The sequence below is a fragment of the Paenarthrobacter sp. NPDC018779 genome (genome assembly GCF_044391085.1).
GTDB lineage: Bacteria > Actinomycetota > Actinomycetes > Actinomycetales > Micrococcaceae > Arthrobacter.
The window spans coordinates 385,149-399,092 of the sequence record NZ_JBIRZS010000002.1 but is presented as its reverse complement, the minus strand read 5'-3'; the positions used below and the strand labels follow the sequence as shown (position 1 = coordinate 399,092).

Genomic DNA, 13,944 nt, shown 5'->3' with positions numbered 1-13,944 from the left:
CTGGCCGCCCGCCGTCGAACCCGTCCTGTTACTGGCCTTTCCTGCCGTCGAAGAAGTCGCGCGCGTCGTCCGTGGACTGTGCCGCGCCCGCCGGCTTGGCCGGAACGTCAACGGGTGCGGCTACGGAAGTTCCAGCGTCCTCGACGTCCAGGTCATCGTCACCGTCCTCCGCGTCGAGTGCCTCATCCGTGGCCGGTTTGGTGGCGGCGTCACTGAAGCCACGGAACACGAAACCTGCGAGCGCGGCGCCCAGCAGCGGGGCCAACCAGAAGAGCCACAGGCCCTCAAGGGCCCAGGAGGGGCTGAAGAACGCCTGCCCGGTGGCGCGGGCGGGGTTGAACGGGAGGTTGCCTACAACCTCTCCGAACTGCAGCAGCACGGCAGTGGCGAGGCCCACGGCGAACGGGGCAGGCGCCGGAACCGCCCGCCGGCCTGCGGTGGCGCCCAGGAAAACGCCCACCAAGAGGGCCGAACCGATGACCTCAACCAGCAGCACGCCCGCCATTTGGGTTTGCGCAGCGGAGTGCTCGCCGAAGCCTGCCGCAACCGTTCCAAGGGCCGCACGGGGATCGGACAGGACGGGGGTAGCCAACACCACGAAGTAGACCAAGGCGGCACCGATCACGGCTCCCACCACCTGCGCCACCACATAGGCCAGGGCAGCGACGGCGCGGATGCGTCCGGCAATGAGGTTTCCCAGGGTGATGGCGGGGTTGAAATGCCCGCCGGAAACATAACCGAAGGCAATCATCGCGGCGGCGACCGCGAGGCCGGTAGCCAAGCTGGCCGGCATGGGCCCGGACTGCGGGTTCAGGAAGATCTTCACGCCGGCCGCCACGAGCACCAGGAACAGGCTTCCCAGAGCTTCGGCACCCAGCCGGGCAATCAATCCGGGCGAATGCTCTGCAGGGGCCGGGACGGAGGAGGACATGGCGAAGGATTCCTTACGGTTGGGGGCAAAAACCTTGAGTATCTTGCCAATGAAGTCTGGGGAGATGCTGGATCCCGGCTGGGTAGCCCGGGCCGTGGCGCCGTTTTGAGCCTACCCGCCCAAGGCAATCGCTGCGATGGCGGAAGCACCGAGTCCCACCACGGCGGCGGTACTGAGCAACATCAACCACGCGGGCGGGGCGGTGTTGCCGGCGTGCAACTCCCGTGAGCGGATCCACACCGCACAACCCCAGACGATGGTCGCAGCGGCGGCCATGAGCGCACAAATACCCTCGTAGTCGAGGCCCGGGACGCCAGGAACATGCGGACCCGGCGCCGCGGACAACCATCGGCGCCAGATGAACAGGTCCACCACCACGAGCGAAATCAGTGTTCGGCGCCACGCCAGCGTGGTCCGTTCCGGCTGCAGGCCGGGATCGCGGGTTTCCAGGCTCACAACCGCACCCGGGGAGCAGCAGCCATCACCGGGCAACCAGGATCAAGACGGCAAAGGCCAAGGCGGCCACGGCAACCACGATCGTCATGAAGAGCATCACGCGTGAGAACGGCAGCGCCTGGTCGTTGCGCATGGCCGCTTCCATCTGGCCCCAGCGGCGGTAGGAAAGGATGGCGAGCCCTGCGCCGATGACGGACAACACCACGCAAAGGACCAGGCGGACGGGTTGCGGGGCAATGTTCGGGGCAAGCTGGTCAATCGCCACGGCGCCGGCGAGCAGGGCCAGCGAGGTCCTGATCCAGGCAAGGAATGTGCGCTCGTTGGCAAGGGAAAATCTGTAGTCAGGCGTTTTGCCGGTCCGTCGCCAAGCGGGTTCACGCACGTTCTTACTCCAGTTTCCCTAGGCCTGCGCAGCTTCCCCACCATATCAGCGGCGCTTGGCGGGCACGGTAAGTTACTGGCATGAGTGTTGCAGCCCCTTCCTTCGAATCCCGCGTCCACGCCACCCTGTTGGGAGGCGCTCTGGGCGACTCCCTCGGATACGCCGTGGAGTTCGACGCCATACGCACCATCCGTGCCAGGTTTGGCGATGCGGGCCTCACCTCTTTTGACCAGCTCGACGGCGGCAGCCACTTTTCGGACGACACCCAAATGACCCTCTACACCGTGGATGGCCTGGTGGAAGCGCTCGAATGGGCCAACGACGGCGTGGCCGCCGACGAGATCGCGTGCCTCTGGCTGGCGTACCTGCGCTGGCTGGCCACGCAGGACGTTGCAGCCTCCCCGGCAGCACCGGTCCCGCAACCCCGGTGGATCGATGGACAGGAAGTCCTGAAGCACCGCCGGGCGCCCGGCAACGCCTGCCTGGGTGGCCTCGCTTCCGGGGAAATGGGAACGGCAGCCAGGCCGGTTAACCCCGATTCCAAGGGCTGTGGCACGGTGATGCGTTCAGCCCCCTTCGGATTGATCCCGCATATCTCCCCCGAGGCCGTGGCCAAGCTCAGCATGGACGCCGCCTCCCTCACCCACGGGCACCCGGCGGCCCGGTTGGGGGCCGCCGTGTTCAGCCTCCTGATCCACCACGTCGTGGCGGGCAGCGATGTGCGCACGGCCACCACAGCGGCGTTGGAGTACGTCGACGCCCTCCCGGCGAAGGCCCCGGAGTTGGGCGGGCGGATCACCGAAGCACTGCGGCTGTCCGCTGAGGGCGTCACCCTCGGTCCCGAAGAGTTGACCACGGCGCTGGGCGAGGGCTGGGTCGCCGAAGAAGCCCTCGCCGTCGGGCTCTATTCGGTGCTCTCGACCTCGGGCGGCACGCCGGCGGAGCATTTCCGCAGGGCCATCGCCGTGGCCATCAACCACAGCGGCGACAGCGACTCCACCGGGTCCATCGCGGGGAACATCCTTGGCGCCCTCTATGGCGAGGAGTGCCTCCCGGCAGACTGGATGGACGTGCTGGAAGCACCGGAAGTTATCCGTGGCATGGCCAACCGCCTCCTGGCAGTGACTACCGGCTGAGGTTCCCCTGGGGCTGGCGGAGGCTGATGTTGTTGCACGCTTCGCATACGTCCTCGGGGATCAGCCCGCGGCTCTGCAGGAAACCGAAAATTACGCATCCCAGGCAAAACCCCACGAAGGATTCCAGCGACGCCGCCACGATCAGCAATCCCAGCAGGATCCAGGCCCCCAGCGGCACGCCAACAAAGAAAAGCACGACGGCGGCACTGGTCAAGGCGGCGCCCATTCCTTGGGCGAAACGCTTGGGTGGACCCGCCACGAGCTTGGCATGGCCTATGCGCGGGGCCAGGACCTTAACGGACAGCAGGGCCAACGGGGAAATCCTGGGTCCGAAGAGCACGCGAAGCCAAAAGCCGATGGCCAGGGCAACGAGTCCCAGGCCCGAGCCGGTGAGCAGGGTCACCACGGCCAGCACCACCACCAACCCGGCGGTAATCCTGGCTGCGTACTCGTTGACGGGGTTCGGAAAAGCGAAGACGGACCGCCAGTCGATGCCGGTGGACTGTTCCTTGGTCATGCCCCAAGGCTAGGAGCGGGATCGGCGCAGCGGAAAGCATTGTTGCGCACTATGACCCCCGGGGAGCTAGCGGCCGCCCACCATCTGGAGGAATTCGCCTTCGGACACCACTTCGATCTGCTGGCCCTTGGCATGCAGTTCCAGCACCCGCTTCGCTTTGCCTGTCAGCCGCCCTGCCCGCAGGTCGCCGGCGTCGAATCCGTCGCCCACCACCAGGACCGTGGTGCGGGCGGTCACCCGGCTTTCGGGACGGGCACCCATGTCCGCAGCCCGCGACTTGGCCTCGGGCCGGGTCATGGCGAGGTCGCCGGTGAACACCACGGTCTGGCCGAAAAGTGGATGTCCCGGCTCGGCGCTGGGATTGGGCAGCGGGTTGGGACCCTCCTCCGGCCAGGCCGACCAGCCCCGCACAACAGCCCCACCCAGCGCCTGTTCCGCGGCGCTCACGGCTCCAGGCGCTGCAGCCTTTGCCGCCAGCGCGGCCACGGTGGCCTTGGACAGGCTCTTGGCAGGATCGAAAGCCGGCTGCGTGGGCAAGGCCAGTCCCAGCGACAAGTACAGCTCGGCAATGCTGTTGGCGTTGTTGCGCCGGGCAATATCGACCAGGATTCCGGCGCAGGCGCGGGCGTCCTCCGTGGCGTCGTGGTGGTTGACCAGCGGCACTCCGGCCTCTTCCGCGGCGTAGGGCAGCGAGTTGGACACCAGCGAGTAGCAGCGGCGGGACAACATGACGGTACACACGTACTCGTAGGCCGGGCCGGGCAGGCCCGAGACTTCCAGACCCGAACGGATGACTCCCAGGTCGAAGGCGGCGTTGTGGGCGGCGAGGACATCGTTCCCAATGAACGCGCCGATTTCGGGGAACAGCTCACCGAACCGCGGCTTGCCTGCAACGTCTTCGGCACGGATGCCGTGGATGCGGGTGTTGTGGACTTCGAAATGGTCGTGGTTTTCCGGGGGGCGCATGAGCCAGGAGGCCTCTTCCACCACCACGCCGTTGCGGACTTTGCTCAGTCCCACCGAGCAGGGCGACCCCCTGAAGCCGTTGGCCGTTTCAAAGTCGATCGCCGTAAAGTCCAATGCCACTGGTCAAGGGTACAGGCGGAGAGAGCCGCCCCTTGCCGTGTGACCCGGCGGGGGCGGCCCTTCAGGCCTCCATTGTGGCGAACGCTACATGGCGGGCTTTGTTTGGCAAGCGTCAGGGGGTGGCGTGCCGCAGCGTGGAGTATGAACCTGCAGCGAGCACTACGCACAGGAGGGCAGCCCAGCCACTGAGGCTCAGTGGCGTTTGCTGCGCGAACCACCCACCGATGCTCCCCCACCATTCAAGGACGGTGGAGAGCGCGGCGATGCCGATCAGGACCACCACCGAACCGAGCGTGGAAACCAGCACACCCGTGGTTCCCCAGCGCTTGAAGATCGTGGCGAACCAAAAGCCGATGATGAACATGAACATCATGACCACGAAGAAGAACGCGGCTGTTGAATACCATGGCCCGTCGGTGACCCACGGAATGGAGAAGAAGAAGCCGTAGACGCCCCAGCCGTTGGTGGCCTTCTCGATGACCCCGCCCACCAGGTAGAGGATGGTCATGCCGAGGGCGATCAGCGAGAACAAGCCCAGGGAGCCGAGGTAGAACGCCCGCCGGCTGATGCTCAGGCCCTGGGAGAAAGGAAACACCAGGGTCAGGCTTTGGATCCCCAGGACCAGGAAATACCACATGGGCGCCTGGCTGCCGCCGCCGTACTTGCCTTCGTTGACCGGAATGAGGGCGAAGATCGCCAGGGACATCAGGAACGATGCCGCGAGGATGGTCAGGGGCCACCCGATGAACGTCCATTTGTTGATCAGTTGCATCCTGGCCACTGCAATTGCCCGGCTCATCGTGTTGCCTCCATGCTGCCATCGGCGAAATCTGTGGTGCTGGGCACGGCGCCGGATAGGCCTGCGCCGGCCATGGTCTTCCGGACCACGAGTTGCTGCAGGGAGACCGGGGCCAGTTCCAGCCCGAGCTCCTGCGCCTCTGCCCGTTCGCGGGCATCCAATGCTTCATCCACCGTGACCGAGGCCAGGGAACCAAGGGTCTCGCGGTGGAGGATCCGGCGTCCGGCAAGGAAGGAATCAACCTTGTCCGCGGAACCCGAGACAGTGACTGCAGAGCCGCGGATGTCCTCGGCGTCAGCGTCCATGATGATCCGGCCACGGTCGATCACCACTACGTGCTCCAGAAGGTTGGCCACCTCATCGATCAGGTGGGAGGACAGGATGATGGTGCGCGGATGCTCCGCGTAGTCCTCCACGAGGCGGTCGTAGAAGAGTTGCCGCGCCACGGCGTCGAGCCCCAGGTACGGTTCATCGAAGAACGTCAGTTCCGCGCGTGAAGCAAGGCCGATGATGACCCCAACGGCTGACAACTGGCCGCGGGACAGCTTCTTGATGCGCCGCTTGACGGGCAGCTGGAAGTCCTCGGCCAAGCGGTCGGCGAAGTCCTGGTCCCAGTTCTTGTAGAACAGCGCCGCCGAGCGGAAGGCGTGCCGCGGCTGGAAGTCGTCAGGGTACTTCTGCGACTCCCGGATGAAGCAGAGCCGGGAAAGGACAGCATCGTTCTCATAGGCACTGGCACCGAACACCAGGGCTTGCCCTGAGGTGGCGAAAGCCTGGGCGGTCAGGATGGACATCAGGGTGGTCTTGCCTGCGCCATTGCGGCCCAGCAGGCCATAGATGCGATTGGACGTCAGCTTCAGGTCCACGTTGTCCAGGGCGTTGAGGTCTTTGTAGCGCTTGTTCAGGTTACGGGCCTCGACGACGATCTCGTTCACAGGGCCGCGCTCCTTTCCTTGTCAGTACCGGCGTCCGGAGCGAGTTCGGCGCCGCGTTCGATCATGCTGTTCAGCTGCTGCGTGGAGATGCCCAGCTTGCGGGCCTCCGCCGTCAGCGGCCTGACGTACTGCTCAAAAAATTCCTCGGTGCGGCGGGCCACCACGTGGGCGCGCGCTCCGGTGGCAACAAACATGCCTATCCCCCTGCGTTTGTAGAGAATCCCTGAATCCACCAGCACGTTGACGCCCTTGGCTGCAGTGGCCGGGTTGATGCGGTGGAAGGCGGCGAACTCGTTGGTGGAAGGCACCTGCGACTCCTCGGGCAAGCTGCCGTCGACGATGCCGTTCTCGATGAGCTCGGCGATCTGCATGAAGATCGGCTTGCTGTCGTCGATCATGAGCACCACCGCCTAACTGGTTCATTACTCATGTAACTAACCATACAAGCAATCAACGCAATGTCAAGGTTTCTCCCAGGAATTCCGACGCCGGAGGTCCAGTAGGCTTAACGGGTGATCCTTTCTGCGATGAGCGACTTTGCCGTATCCACCTTTGGGGGCGCGGGACCGGTGCGGCCGCCCATGGCCTCGTTCCTGCCTGACTGGCTGAACCCCCAGATCTTCCTGGCCGACCCCGCCCTGGCGCCGTGGGTGGTCCTGTTGGTCTGCGGCATCGTCTTTGCCGAAACAGGCCTGTTGGTGGGCTTCTTCCTGCCGGGCGACTCCATGCTCTTCACGGCTGGACTCCTCGTGGCCACGGACACCATCAAGTTCAATATCTGGGGCCTTGCCGGACTCATCATCATTGCGGCCATCATCGGCAACCAGACGGGCTACCTCATCGGCTCGAAGGCCGGCCCGGCTATCTTCAACAGGCCCGATTCCAAGCTTTTCAAGAAGGAAAACGTTGAAAGTGCCCACGCTTTCTTCGAGAAGCACGGTGGCAAGGCGCTCATCCTGGCCCGCTTCGTTCCCATCATCCGCACGTTCGTCCCCGTGATCGTCGGCGTGGCGCAGATGGACAAGCGGAAGTTCTTCCTCTTCAACGTCATTGGCGCCTTCCTGTGGGGTGGCGGCGTGACGCTCCTGGGCTACCTCCTGGGCGACCGTATTCCGTGGGTCCGCGACAACCTGGACATCATCTTCATTGTGATCGTCCTGATCTCCGTGGTCCCCGTGGGCATCGAGGTGCTCCGCGGCATGGCAGCCAAGCGGAAAGCAGCCGCCCAGGGCACGGACCCGGTGGAGGAATTCATCGAAGAACATGAAACGGAAAAGCACGGCGAACACTGAGTTCCGGCTGATCCAGGCAATGGAAAGGCGCCCCGCGTGATCACGTGGGGCGCCTTTTCCTTGCCTGCCTGGCCGGCCTAGCCTGCGGCCTCGGAGAGAGCCGCGACGATTGCCGGGAGCAAGGCACGGAAGGCCTGGCCGCGATGGCTGATCGCATTCTTTTCCTCAAAGCTGAGCTCGGCGCAGCTGCGGTCCATACCCTTGGGCTGCAGGATGGGGTCGTAGCCGAAGCCGCCTTCACCGCGCGGCTCGCGCAGCAGGCTTCCTTCCAGCTCGCCGTACTCCACCGTTTCCCGCGCAATACCGCCGTCGCCGGGAATGGCCAAGGCAGCAGCACACACGAAGGCGGCCCCGCGCGAGGCGTCCGGAACATCGGAAAGCTGCGCCAGCAACAACTGCAGGTTCGCCGCGTCATCGCCGTGCCGTCCGGACCACCGGGCGGAAAAGATGCCGGGCGCGCCACCAAGGACATCCACGGCCAGGCCGGAATCATCGGCAATCGCAATCAGCCCGGTTGCCTCCGCAACGGCGCGTGCCTTCAGGAGCGAGTTCTCGGCGAACGTCACTCCGGTCTCCGCAACGTCCGGGGCACCTGCCTCAGCTGCATCCACCACCTGGGTGTCGACGTCGAGCCCTGGAACCTGGCCGCGGAGCAGTTCCCGGAGCTCCTTCAACTTGCCTTTATTGTGCGTAGCCAGAACCAGGCGCGGTGTCACGCCGGCAGCGGCGCCGCTCACGGAGCCTCCGCCAGGGTCTCGCGCTGGATGGCTGCCAGTTGGCCCGTGCCAATGAGCGCCAGGTCCAGCAGTGCGTTGAGTTCGTCACGGTCGAAGGGAGCGCCTTCGGCAGTGCCCTGGACCTCCACGAACTTGCCCGAACCCGTCACCACCACGTTCATGTCCGTCTCCGCCCGCACGTCCTCGACGTACGGCAGGTCCAGCATGGGAACGCCGTCAATAATGCCAACGGATACCGCGGCGATGGTATCCACCAGCGGCTCAGCGTTGCGGGAAATCAGCTTGTTCTCCCGGGCGAAGCGGATCGCCTCGGCGAGCGCCACGTAGGCTCCGGTGATGGCAGCGGTGCGCGTACCGCCGTCGGCCTGCAGGACGTCGCAGTCCAGGACGATCGTGTTCTCACCCAGTGCTTTGGTGTCGATGATCGAGCGCAGCGAACGACCGATCAGGCGCGAAATCTCGTGCGTTCGTCCGCCGATCTTGCCCTTGACCGATTCCCGGTCCGAACGGGTGTTGGTGGCGCGGGGCAGCATGGCGTATTCGGCCGTGACCCAGCCGCGGCCTTCGCCCTTGAGCCACCGCGGAACGCCCTCCGTCAGGGAAGCCGTGCACAGGACGCGCGTGTTGCCGAACTCGATGAGGGCCGAACCTTCGGCCTGCTTGGACCAGCCGCGGGTGATGCTGATGGGCCTCAGTTGATCGGGGGTGCGGCCATCGGCGCGGATCACGGGTGTTGCGGTTGCTTCTGAAGTCATGCCCCCAGCTTATCGAGGAACACCGCTTGTCCGTCCCGGGCTAAATCGTGTAGTGGACTCCGGCGACAGCCACGGCCACGTCGCCGGCGAAGACGGGCTTCGCCTCGGACATCACTTTGGTCTGCGAGGTCCATACCGGGATGTGCGTCAGGAGCAGCCGCTTGGCTCCCGCATTGGTAGCTGCCTCGCCCGCGCGCTTGCCGGTCAAGTGAACGTCCTTGATGGCGTCGTCGCGGCCTTCCTCGAAAGCTGCCTCACACAGGAACAGGTCGGCGCCCTTGGCGGCGTCTTCGAGCCCCTGGCACGAGTCCGTGTCACCGGAGTAGGTCAGGACGCGGGTCACCGGCGTCCCGTCCTTGCCGGGCTCCGTGGCCGTAACGCGCAGGGCGTAGGCCTCTTCCACCGGGTGGTTCACGCCATACGGGGTCACCGTGAACGGACCCACGGTGACAGGCTTCTGCTCCGCCCAGTTGGTGAAGTCGAATTCCTCGTGCATGCCCGGGTCCAGGTCAAGGCCGTACGCGGTGGCCATCCTGTCCGCCGTTGCCGCGGGACCCCACACCGGGAGCCGGTCGCGGCCCCACCCGCCGGGCTTCCAGCGGACAGCAACGTGGAGGCCGCACAGGTCCATGCAGTGGTCGGGGTGCAGGTGCGTGAGGAAGATCGCGTCGATGTCTTCAAGGTCCGTATAGCGCTGGATGGCCCCGAGGGCGCCGCTGCCGAGGTCCATCACGATCTTCCACTCGCGCTCACCATCGTGCGCGGTCACCAGGTAGCACGACGCCGGGGAGCCGGGACCGGGAAAAGAACCAGTACAGCCCACGATGGTCAGCTTCACAGGCCACGCTCCGCATCTGACCGCGTGCCGGCCTCCGGCTGGACAAAATAGGAACGGCGGGAAAGGCCTCCGCCGGCACGGGCGGCCGCCAGCATCTCCGGAGTGATCCGGGCGAGGCTGCCGGTGGGATACTGCGCCGAAACGTGGTCCACGTGCTTCACGGACAGGACTTCCGGACCCAGGAAGCGGCGGGCAAGGGTTTCAAACTGTGCGGCGTCGCCGGTGGCGATGAACTCGTGGCTGGGGGCCGATGAATCCGTGCGCTGGATGCCCCCGTTGGCCAAGGCGCGGTAAACGTCCTTGGCAGTTTCCTCAGCACTGGACACCAGCGTGACGTCCTCGCCCATGACGAAGGAGATCACCCCGGTGAGCAGCGGGTAGTGCGTGCAGCCCAGCACCACGGTGTCCACACCCGCATGCTTGAGCGGTTCCAGGTATTCGTTGGCCGCGGCCAGGAGATCCGGCCCGGTGGTGATGCCGGCTTCGACGAAGTTCACGAAGGCCGGGCAAGCCACGGACGTGATGGCGAGGTCCGGAGCTGCGGCAAACGTATCCTCGTAGGCGCGCGATCCCACCGTTGCCGAAGTTCCGATCACACCGATGCGGCCGGACCTTGTGGCGGACACAGCGCGGCGGACGGCGGGCTGGATCACTTCGATGACGGGAATGCCGTAGCGGGCAGTGTAGCGTTCGCGGGCGTCCCGCAACACGGCCGCGGAGGCCGAGTTGCACGCGATGGTGAGGAGCTTGACGCCTGAATCAACCAATTCGTCCATGACGCCCAGGGCGTTGGCCCGCACCTCGGCGATGGGGAGGGGTCCGTAGGGGCCGTTGGCGGTGTCGCCCACGTAGAGGATGGACTCGTTGGGGAGTTGGTCGATGATGGACCGGGCAACAGTGAGGCCCCCCACGCCGGAATCGAAGACCCCAATCGGACGCGCGCCCATGAGCTCATTGGAGACGCCTGTTGAGTTGGCCGTGGCTGTTGTCATGATTATTCGAGAATAAGGCTTCCCTTGGGTTGCGGCCATTAGCTGCGTCTCCCCCATCGTGTCTGATTTGTCACACGGTGCGGGGCAACGGCGGGCTGCCGGATCAGGGTTTCGCCGCCTGCCTGGCCGCCATGATGGACTGCACCAGGGACTCCTGCAGCCACGTGGTGAAGTTGTACACCAGCGCGAGATAGCTCTCCACGTCCTCAGCCTGGCTCCAGTCCTGCATGCTGTGGATATGGTCGGCATCAGCTTCGTCGCGGATGTCCAGGCGTTCCGAAAGAACCAGCCGGACGTCGTTCAGGGCCATGGCCCAGCGGTTGGCGTCCTCGGGCGTGAGGACCAGTTCGTCCTTGTCCAGGCCCATGGCCGTTGCGCGCAAGGCGCCGATCTTGCTTTCCCGGACAGAGCGTTCGGTGAGCTGCCTGAACTCCAGCGAGCCGGCGTCGTCGTCCTTCATGACGTTGGGCAGCAACCGCAGAAGCGCGCGGTCCGTGGGCTGCTTCACGTCCATGTCCAGGCCGATCATGGCTGTCAACGGATCCTCGTCCTCCCGGGCGTCGGAGTCAAGCATGGAGATGACGTCGGCCAGCAGCCCCCGCAGCAGGTCCCGCTCAGCCGGTTCCAGGTAGCCGCTGATTCCCTTGAGTCCATATTTGAATGCCTTAGCCACTCTGGCGGCCGCCCTTTCCGGGTGTCTGGTTGCCGCTCGCGGCCTTTTCCACCGTTGCCCAGAGCCCAAAGCCGTGCATGGCCACGGCGTGCTGTTCCACCTGTTCCTTGCTGCCGTGCGCCACGATGGACCGGCCCTTCCGGTGGACCTCCATCATGAGCTTGTGCGCCTTGGACTCGGAGTAGCCAAAATAGCTCTGGAACACATAGCTGACGTAGCTCATCAGGTTGACGGGATCGTTCCAGATCACAAGGTTCCAGGGGATGTCCGGGGCGGTCAGGACATCGGTGGAGGTCAGCTCTGCAGCTTCCGTCCGTTCATCGATGTCCGTGCCAAACGCAACGCTAGGGGTCATCTGTCCATTCTAGGGCGGCTCGCACTAGAGTGAATTCGTGAGTAGAGCCACGTCTTGGGATCACCCCGCAACTTCCTTGTATACAGACCACTATGAACTGACCATGCTGCAGGCCGCCCTGCATTCGGGCGCCGCGCACCGCCGCTCCGTGTTCGAGGCCTTCGCCCGGAGGTTGCCCGATGGACGCCGCTACGGCGTGGTGGGCGGGACGGGACGCCTGCTGGAGGGCATCGCCGACTTCACGTTCGGCGAGGCCGAGCTGGACTACCTGGCGCGGAACAAAGTGGTCAACCAGGAAACCCTGGACTACCTCGCCAACTACAAATTCAACGGCGACATCTGGGGTTATGCCGAGGGCGATGCCTACTTCCCCAACTCCCCCATCCTCATTGTCGAGTCCACCTTCGCCGAGGCCTGCATCCTCGAGACGTACATCCTGTCCGTGTTGAACCACGACAGCGCCATTGCCTCCGCCGCCTCGAGGATGACTTCGGCCGCCGGGAACCGCCCGTGCATCGAGATGGGCTCCCGGCGCACCCAGGAGGAATCGGCGACGGCGGCCGCCCGCGCCGCCGTCATCGCCGGCTTTGCCAGCACCTCCAACCTCGAGGCCGGCCGCCGCTACGGCATCAAGACGGTGGGCACGGCCGCCCATTCCTTCACCCTCCTCCACGACACTGAACGTGAGGCCTTCGAAGCGCAGATTGCCGCTTTCGGGCCCGAAACCTCGCTGCTGGTGGATACCTACGACGTCGAAACCGCGGTGCGCACCGCCGTCGAACTCGCCGGCAACAAGCTCGGCGCGGTCCGCCTGGACTCCGGCGACCTCATCGCCCAGGCGCAGTGGGTCCGCCAACTGCTCGATGACCTCGGCAATGTGGACACCCGGATCGTGGTGACCTCGGACCTCGACGAGTTCGCCATCGCTGCCCTGCAGTCCGCCCCCGTGGATTCCTATGGGGTGGGCACCTCGTTGGTTACCGGTTCCGGCGCGCCCACTGCCAGCATGGTGTACAAACTGGTGAGCCGCACCAACGATTCCGGTGAGTTCATCTCGGTGGCGAAGGCGGCCAAGAACAAGGCCAGCGTGGGCGGACGCAAGTACGCCCTGCGCAAGCTCAACGAACGCGGCAGGGCCACCCACGAGGTTGTGGGAATCGGCCACCGGCCCGAGGACGACGGGAACGACCGCTCCCTCCTCCAGCAATTCATCAAGAACGGCGAACTCCTGCCCGGCTGGACCGGCCCGGAAGGCGTCATCCGCGCCAAGGAACGCCACGCCGCCAGCATGGCCGAACTACCCGCCGTCGTGAACCGCCTGCAACGCGGCGAAGCAGCGATCCCTACCATCTACGAGGAGGACTGATGGCCAAAGCCCTGATCATCGTCGACGTCCAGAACGACTTCTGCGAAGGCGGAACACTCGCCGTCGAAGGTGGGGCAGCCGTGGCCGGCGCCATCAGCGAGTACCTCGACGCGAACCAGCAGCACTTCGACCACGTGGTGGCCACACAGGACTGGCACATCGAACCAGGCAGCCACTTTTCGGACGAGCCGGACATGGTGGATTCGTGGCCGCCGCACTGCCGGGCTCGGACCAAGGGCGCCGAACTGCACCAGGACCTGGACCCCGAATACATCGAGGCGTACTTCCGGAAGGGACAGTACACGGCCGCGTATTCCGGGTTCGAAGGCGTGCTGGCACCGGAGGACGACGTTCCTTCCGGCGACCTGAAGGCGGGCGCCACCGTGACGGAAGTCCTCGAAGAGGACGCGATCGGCCTCGACGACTGGCTGCAAAGCCATGACGTCGAAGAAGTAGTGGTGGTGGGCCTCGCCACCGATTACTGCGTCAAGGCAACCGCCCTTGATGCAGTGCAGGCCGGCTATGCCACCACGGTGATCGCGGAACTGACGGCGGGCATATCGGACCACCTCGACGAGGCGTTCGATGACATGGAGTCGGCCGGCGTCGAAGTGGAACGCGGCTAATACCCCCGGGCTGAAGTACACCCGGACCGCAGTACATTCCGGCTGCAGGACATCCAGACAGACGACGA

General features: G+C 65.2%; 18 protein-coding genes. 4 read left to right on the top strand and 14 right to left on the bottom strand.

The features are described 5' to 3' along the window. Window positions 1–28 precede the first annotated feature (28 nt). The 3 genes from ACH488_RS04180 to ACH488_RS04170 form a co-directional block, all read right to left on the bottom strand. A complete protein-coding gene (locus ACH488_RS04180) occupies window positions 29–931 on the bottom strand; it encodes an MIP/aquaporin family protein (protein ID WP_397322449.1) in 903 nt (300 codons plus the stop codon). A gap of 111 nt (window positions 932–1,042) precedes the next feature. Beyond that, window positions 1,043–1,387, bottom strand: coding sequence for a DUF202 domain-containing protein (locus ACH488_RS04175; protein ID WP_397322448.1), 345 nt, complete (start codon window positions 1,385–1,387; stop codon window positions 1,043–1,045). A 25-nt stretch (window positions 1,388–1,412) separates the two neighbouring features. Further along, window positions 1,413–1,769: a YidH family protein gene (locus ACH488_RS04170; RefSeq protein WP_397322447.1), complete on the bottom strand. Its 357-nt coding sequence runs from the start codon at window positions 1,767–1,769 to the stop codon at window positions 1,413–1,415. An 80-nt stretch (window positions 1,770–1,849) separates the two neighbouring features. Between ACH488_RS04170 and ACH488_RS04165 the strand changes: the two genes are divergently transcribed. Continuing rightward, window positions 1,850–2,905: an ADP-ribosylglycohydrolase family protein gene (locus ACH488_RS04165; protein ID WP_397322445.1), complete on the top strand. Its 1,056-nt coding sequence runs from the start codon at window positions 1,850–1,852 to the stop codon at window positions 2,903–2,905. Here the strand turns inward: ACH488_RS04165 and ACH488_RS04160 are convergent. The 5 genes from ACH488_RS04160 to ACH488_RS04140 all read right to left on the bottom strand — a co-directional run bounded on the left by ACH488_RS04160 (window position 2,895) and on the right by ACH488_RS04140 (window position 6,640). Next, window positions 2,895–3,422, bottom strand: coding sequence for a DUF4395 domain-containing protein (locus tag ACH488_RS04160; RefSeq protein WP_397322444.1), 528 nt, complete (start codon window positions 3,420–3,422; stop codon window positions 2,895–2,897). The genes ACH488_RS04165 and ACH488_RS04160 overlap by 11 nt on opposite strands. 66 nt (window positions 3,423–3,488) lie before the next feature. After that, the gene (locus tag ACH488_RS04155) at window positions 3,489–4,508 is read right to left on the bottom strand and encodes an exonuclease domain-containing protein (RefSeq protein WP_397322443.1); all 1,020 of its coding nucleotides are present in this window, start codon (window positions 4,506–4,508) and stop codon (window positions 3,489–3,491) included. Between the two features lie 112 nt (window positions 4,509–4,620). Beyond that, complete coding sequence (locus tag ACH488_RS04150) at window positions 4,621–5,307, bottom strand: hypothetical protein (RefSeq protein ID WP_397322442.1); 687 nt, start codon at window positions 5,305–5,307, stop codon at window positions 4,621–4,623. Beyond that, window positions 5,304–6,242, bottom strand: a complete 939-nt coding sequence (locus ACH488_RS04145; protein WP_397322441.1) for an ABC transporter ATP-binding protein — start codon at window positions 6,240–6,242, stop codon at window positions 5,304–5,306. Before ACH488_RS04145 ends, ACH488_RS04150 begins: the two co-directional genes overlap by 4 nt. Further along, window positions 6,239–6,640 (bottom strand): GntR family transcriptional regulator, encoded by a 402-nt coding sequence (locus ACH488_RS04140; RefSeq protein WP_397322440.1) that lies wholly within the window; start codon window positions 6,638–6,640, stop codon window positions 6,239–6,241. Before ACH488_RS04140 ends, ACH488_RS04145 begins: the two co-directional genes overlap by 4 nt. A gap of 129 nt (window positions 6,641–6,769) precedes the next feature. On the opposite strand from ACH488_RS04140, the gene ACH488_RS04135 reads away from it, so the two are divergent. Beyond that, the gene (locus ACH488_RS04135) at window positions 6,770–7,534 is read left to right on the top strand and encodes a DedA family protein (protein ID WP_397322439.1); all 765 of its coding nucleotides are present in this window, start codon (window positions 6,770–6,772) and stop codon (window positions 7,532–7,534) included. 77 nt (window positions 7,535–7,611) lie between these two features. Here the strand turns inward: ACH488_RS04135 and rdgB are convergent, their stop codons facing one another. The 6 genes from rdgB to clpS form a co-directional block, all read right to left on the bottom strand. Then, a complete protein-coding gene (gene rdgB, locus ACH488_RS04130) occupies window positions 7,612–8,271 on the bottom strand; it encodes an RdgB/HAM1 family non-canonical purine NTP pyrophosphatase (RefSeq protein ID WP_397322438.1) in 660 nt (219 codons plus the stop codon). Beyond that, a complete protein-coding gene (rph, locus tag ACH488_RS04125; protein ID WP_347107797.1) occupies window positions 8,268–9,026 on the bottom strand; it encodes a ribonuclease PH in 759 nt (252 codons plus the stop codon). The genes rdgB and rph overlap by 4 nt, the downstream gene beginning before the upstream one ends. Before the next feature lie 40 nt (window positions 9,027–9,066). Beyond that, a complete protein-coding gene (locus ACH488_RS04120; RefSeq protein WP_387435910.1) occupies window positions 9,067–9,864 on the bottom strand; it encodes an MBL fold metallo-hydrolase in 798 nt (265 codons plus the stop codon). After that, window positions 9,861–10,856 (bottom strand): glutamate racemase, encoded by a 996-nt coding sequence (gene murI / locus ACH488_RS04115; protein WP_397322436.1) that lies wholly within the window; start codon window positions 10,854–10,856, stop codon window positions 9,861–9,863. Before murI ends, ACH488_RS04120 begins: the two co-directional genes overlap by 4 nt. A gap of 103 nt (window positions 10,857–10,959) precedes the next feature. Further along, window positions 10,960–11,529, bottom strand: a complete 570-nt coding sequence (locus ACH488_RS04110; protein ID WP_397322435.1) for a DUF2017 domain-containing protein — start codon at window positions 11,527–11,529, stop codon at window positions 10,960–10,962. Continuing rightward, window positions 11,522–11,884: an ATP-dependent Clp protease adapter ClpS gene (clpS, locus tag ACH488_RS04105; protein ID WP_387435904.1), complete on the bottom strand. Its 363-nt coding sequence runs from the start codon at window positions 11,882–11,884 to the stop codon at window positions 11,522–11,524. The genes ACH488_RS04110 and clpS overlap by 8 nt, the downstream gene beginning before the upstream one ends. 37 nt (window positions 11,885–11,921) lie before the next feature. Between clpS and ACH488_RS04100 the strand changes: the two genes are divergently transcribed. After that, window positions 11,922–13,250: a nicotinate phosphoribosyltransferase gene (locus ACH488_RS04100; protein WP_397322434.1), complete on the top strand. Its 1,329-nt coding sequence runs from the start codon at window positions 11,922–11,924 to the stop codon at window positions 13,248–13,250. Beyond that, entirely contained in the window at window positions 13,250–13,876 is a 627-nt protein-coding gene (locus ACH488_RS04095; protein ID WP_397322433.1) for an isochorismatase family protein, read from the top strand. Before ACH488_RS04100 ends, ACH488_RS04095 begins: the two co-directional genes overlap by 1 nt. Window positions 13,877–13,944 lie beyond the last annotated feature (68 nt).

Bases quoted from the DNA above. Each gene is read 5' to 3' on its own strand.
- ACH488_RS04135 (WP_397322439.1), top strand. From the start codon at position 6,770: ATGAGCGACTTTGCCGTATCCACCTTTGGGGGCGCGGGACCGGTGCGG.
- ACH488_RS04095 (WP_397322433.1), top strand. From the start codon at position 13,250: ATGGCCAAAGCCCTGATCATCGTCGACGTCCAGAACGACTTCTGCGAA.
- ACH488_RS04165 (WP_397322445.1), top strand. From the start codon at position 1,850: ATGAGTGTTGCAGCCCCTTCCTTCGAATCCCGCGTCCACGCCACCCTG.
- clpS (WP_387435904.1), bottom strand. From the start codon at position 11,884: ATGACCCCTAGCGTTGCGTTTGGCACGGACATCGATGAACGGACGGAA.
- rph (WP_347107797.1), bottom strand. From the start codon at position 9,026: ATGACTTCAGAAGCAACCGCAACACCCGTGATCCGCGCCGATGGCCGC.
- ACH488_RS04150 (WP_397322442.1), bottom strand. From the start codon at position 5,307: ATGAGCCGGGCAATTGCAGTGGCCAGGATGCAACTGATCAACAAATGG.
- ACH488_RS04140 (WP_397322440.1), bottom strand. From the start codon at position 6,640: ATGATCGACGACAGCAAGCCGATCTTCATGCAGATCGCCGAGCTCATC.
- murI (WP_397322436.1), bottom strand. From the start codon at position 10,856: ATGACAACAGCCACGGCCAACTCAACAGGCGTCTCCAATGAGCTCATG.
- ACH488_RS04160 (WP_397322444.1), bottom strand. From the start codon at position 3,422: ATGACCAAGGAACAGTCCACCGGCATCGACTGGCGGTCCGTCTTCGCT.
- ACH488_RS04180 (WP_397322449.1), bottom strand. From the start codon at position 931: ATGTCCTCCTCCGTCCCGGCCCCTGCAGAGCATTCGCCCGGATTGATT.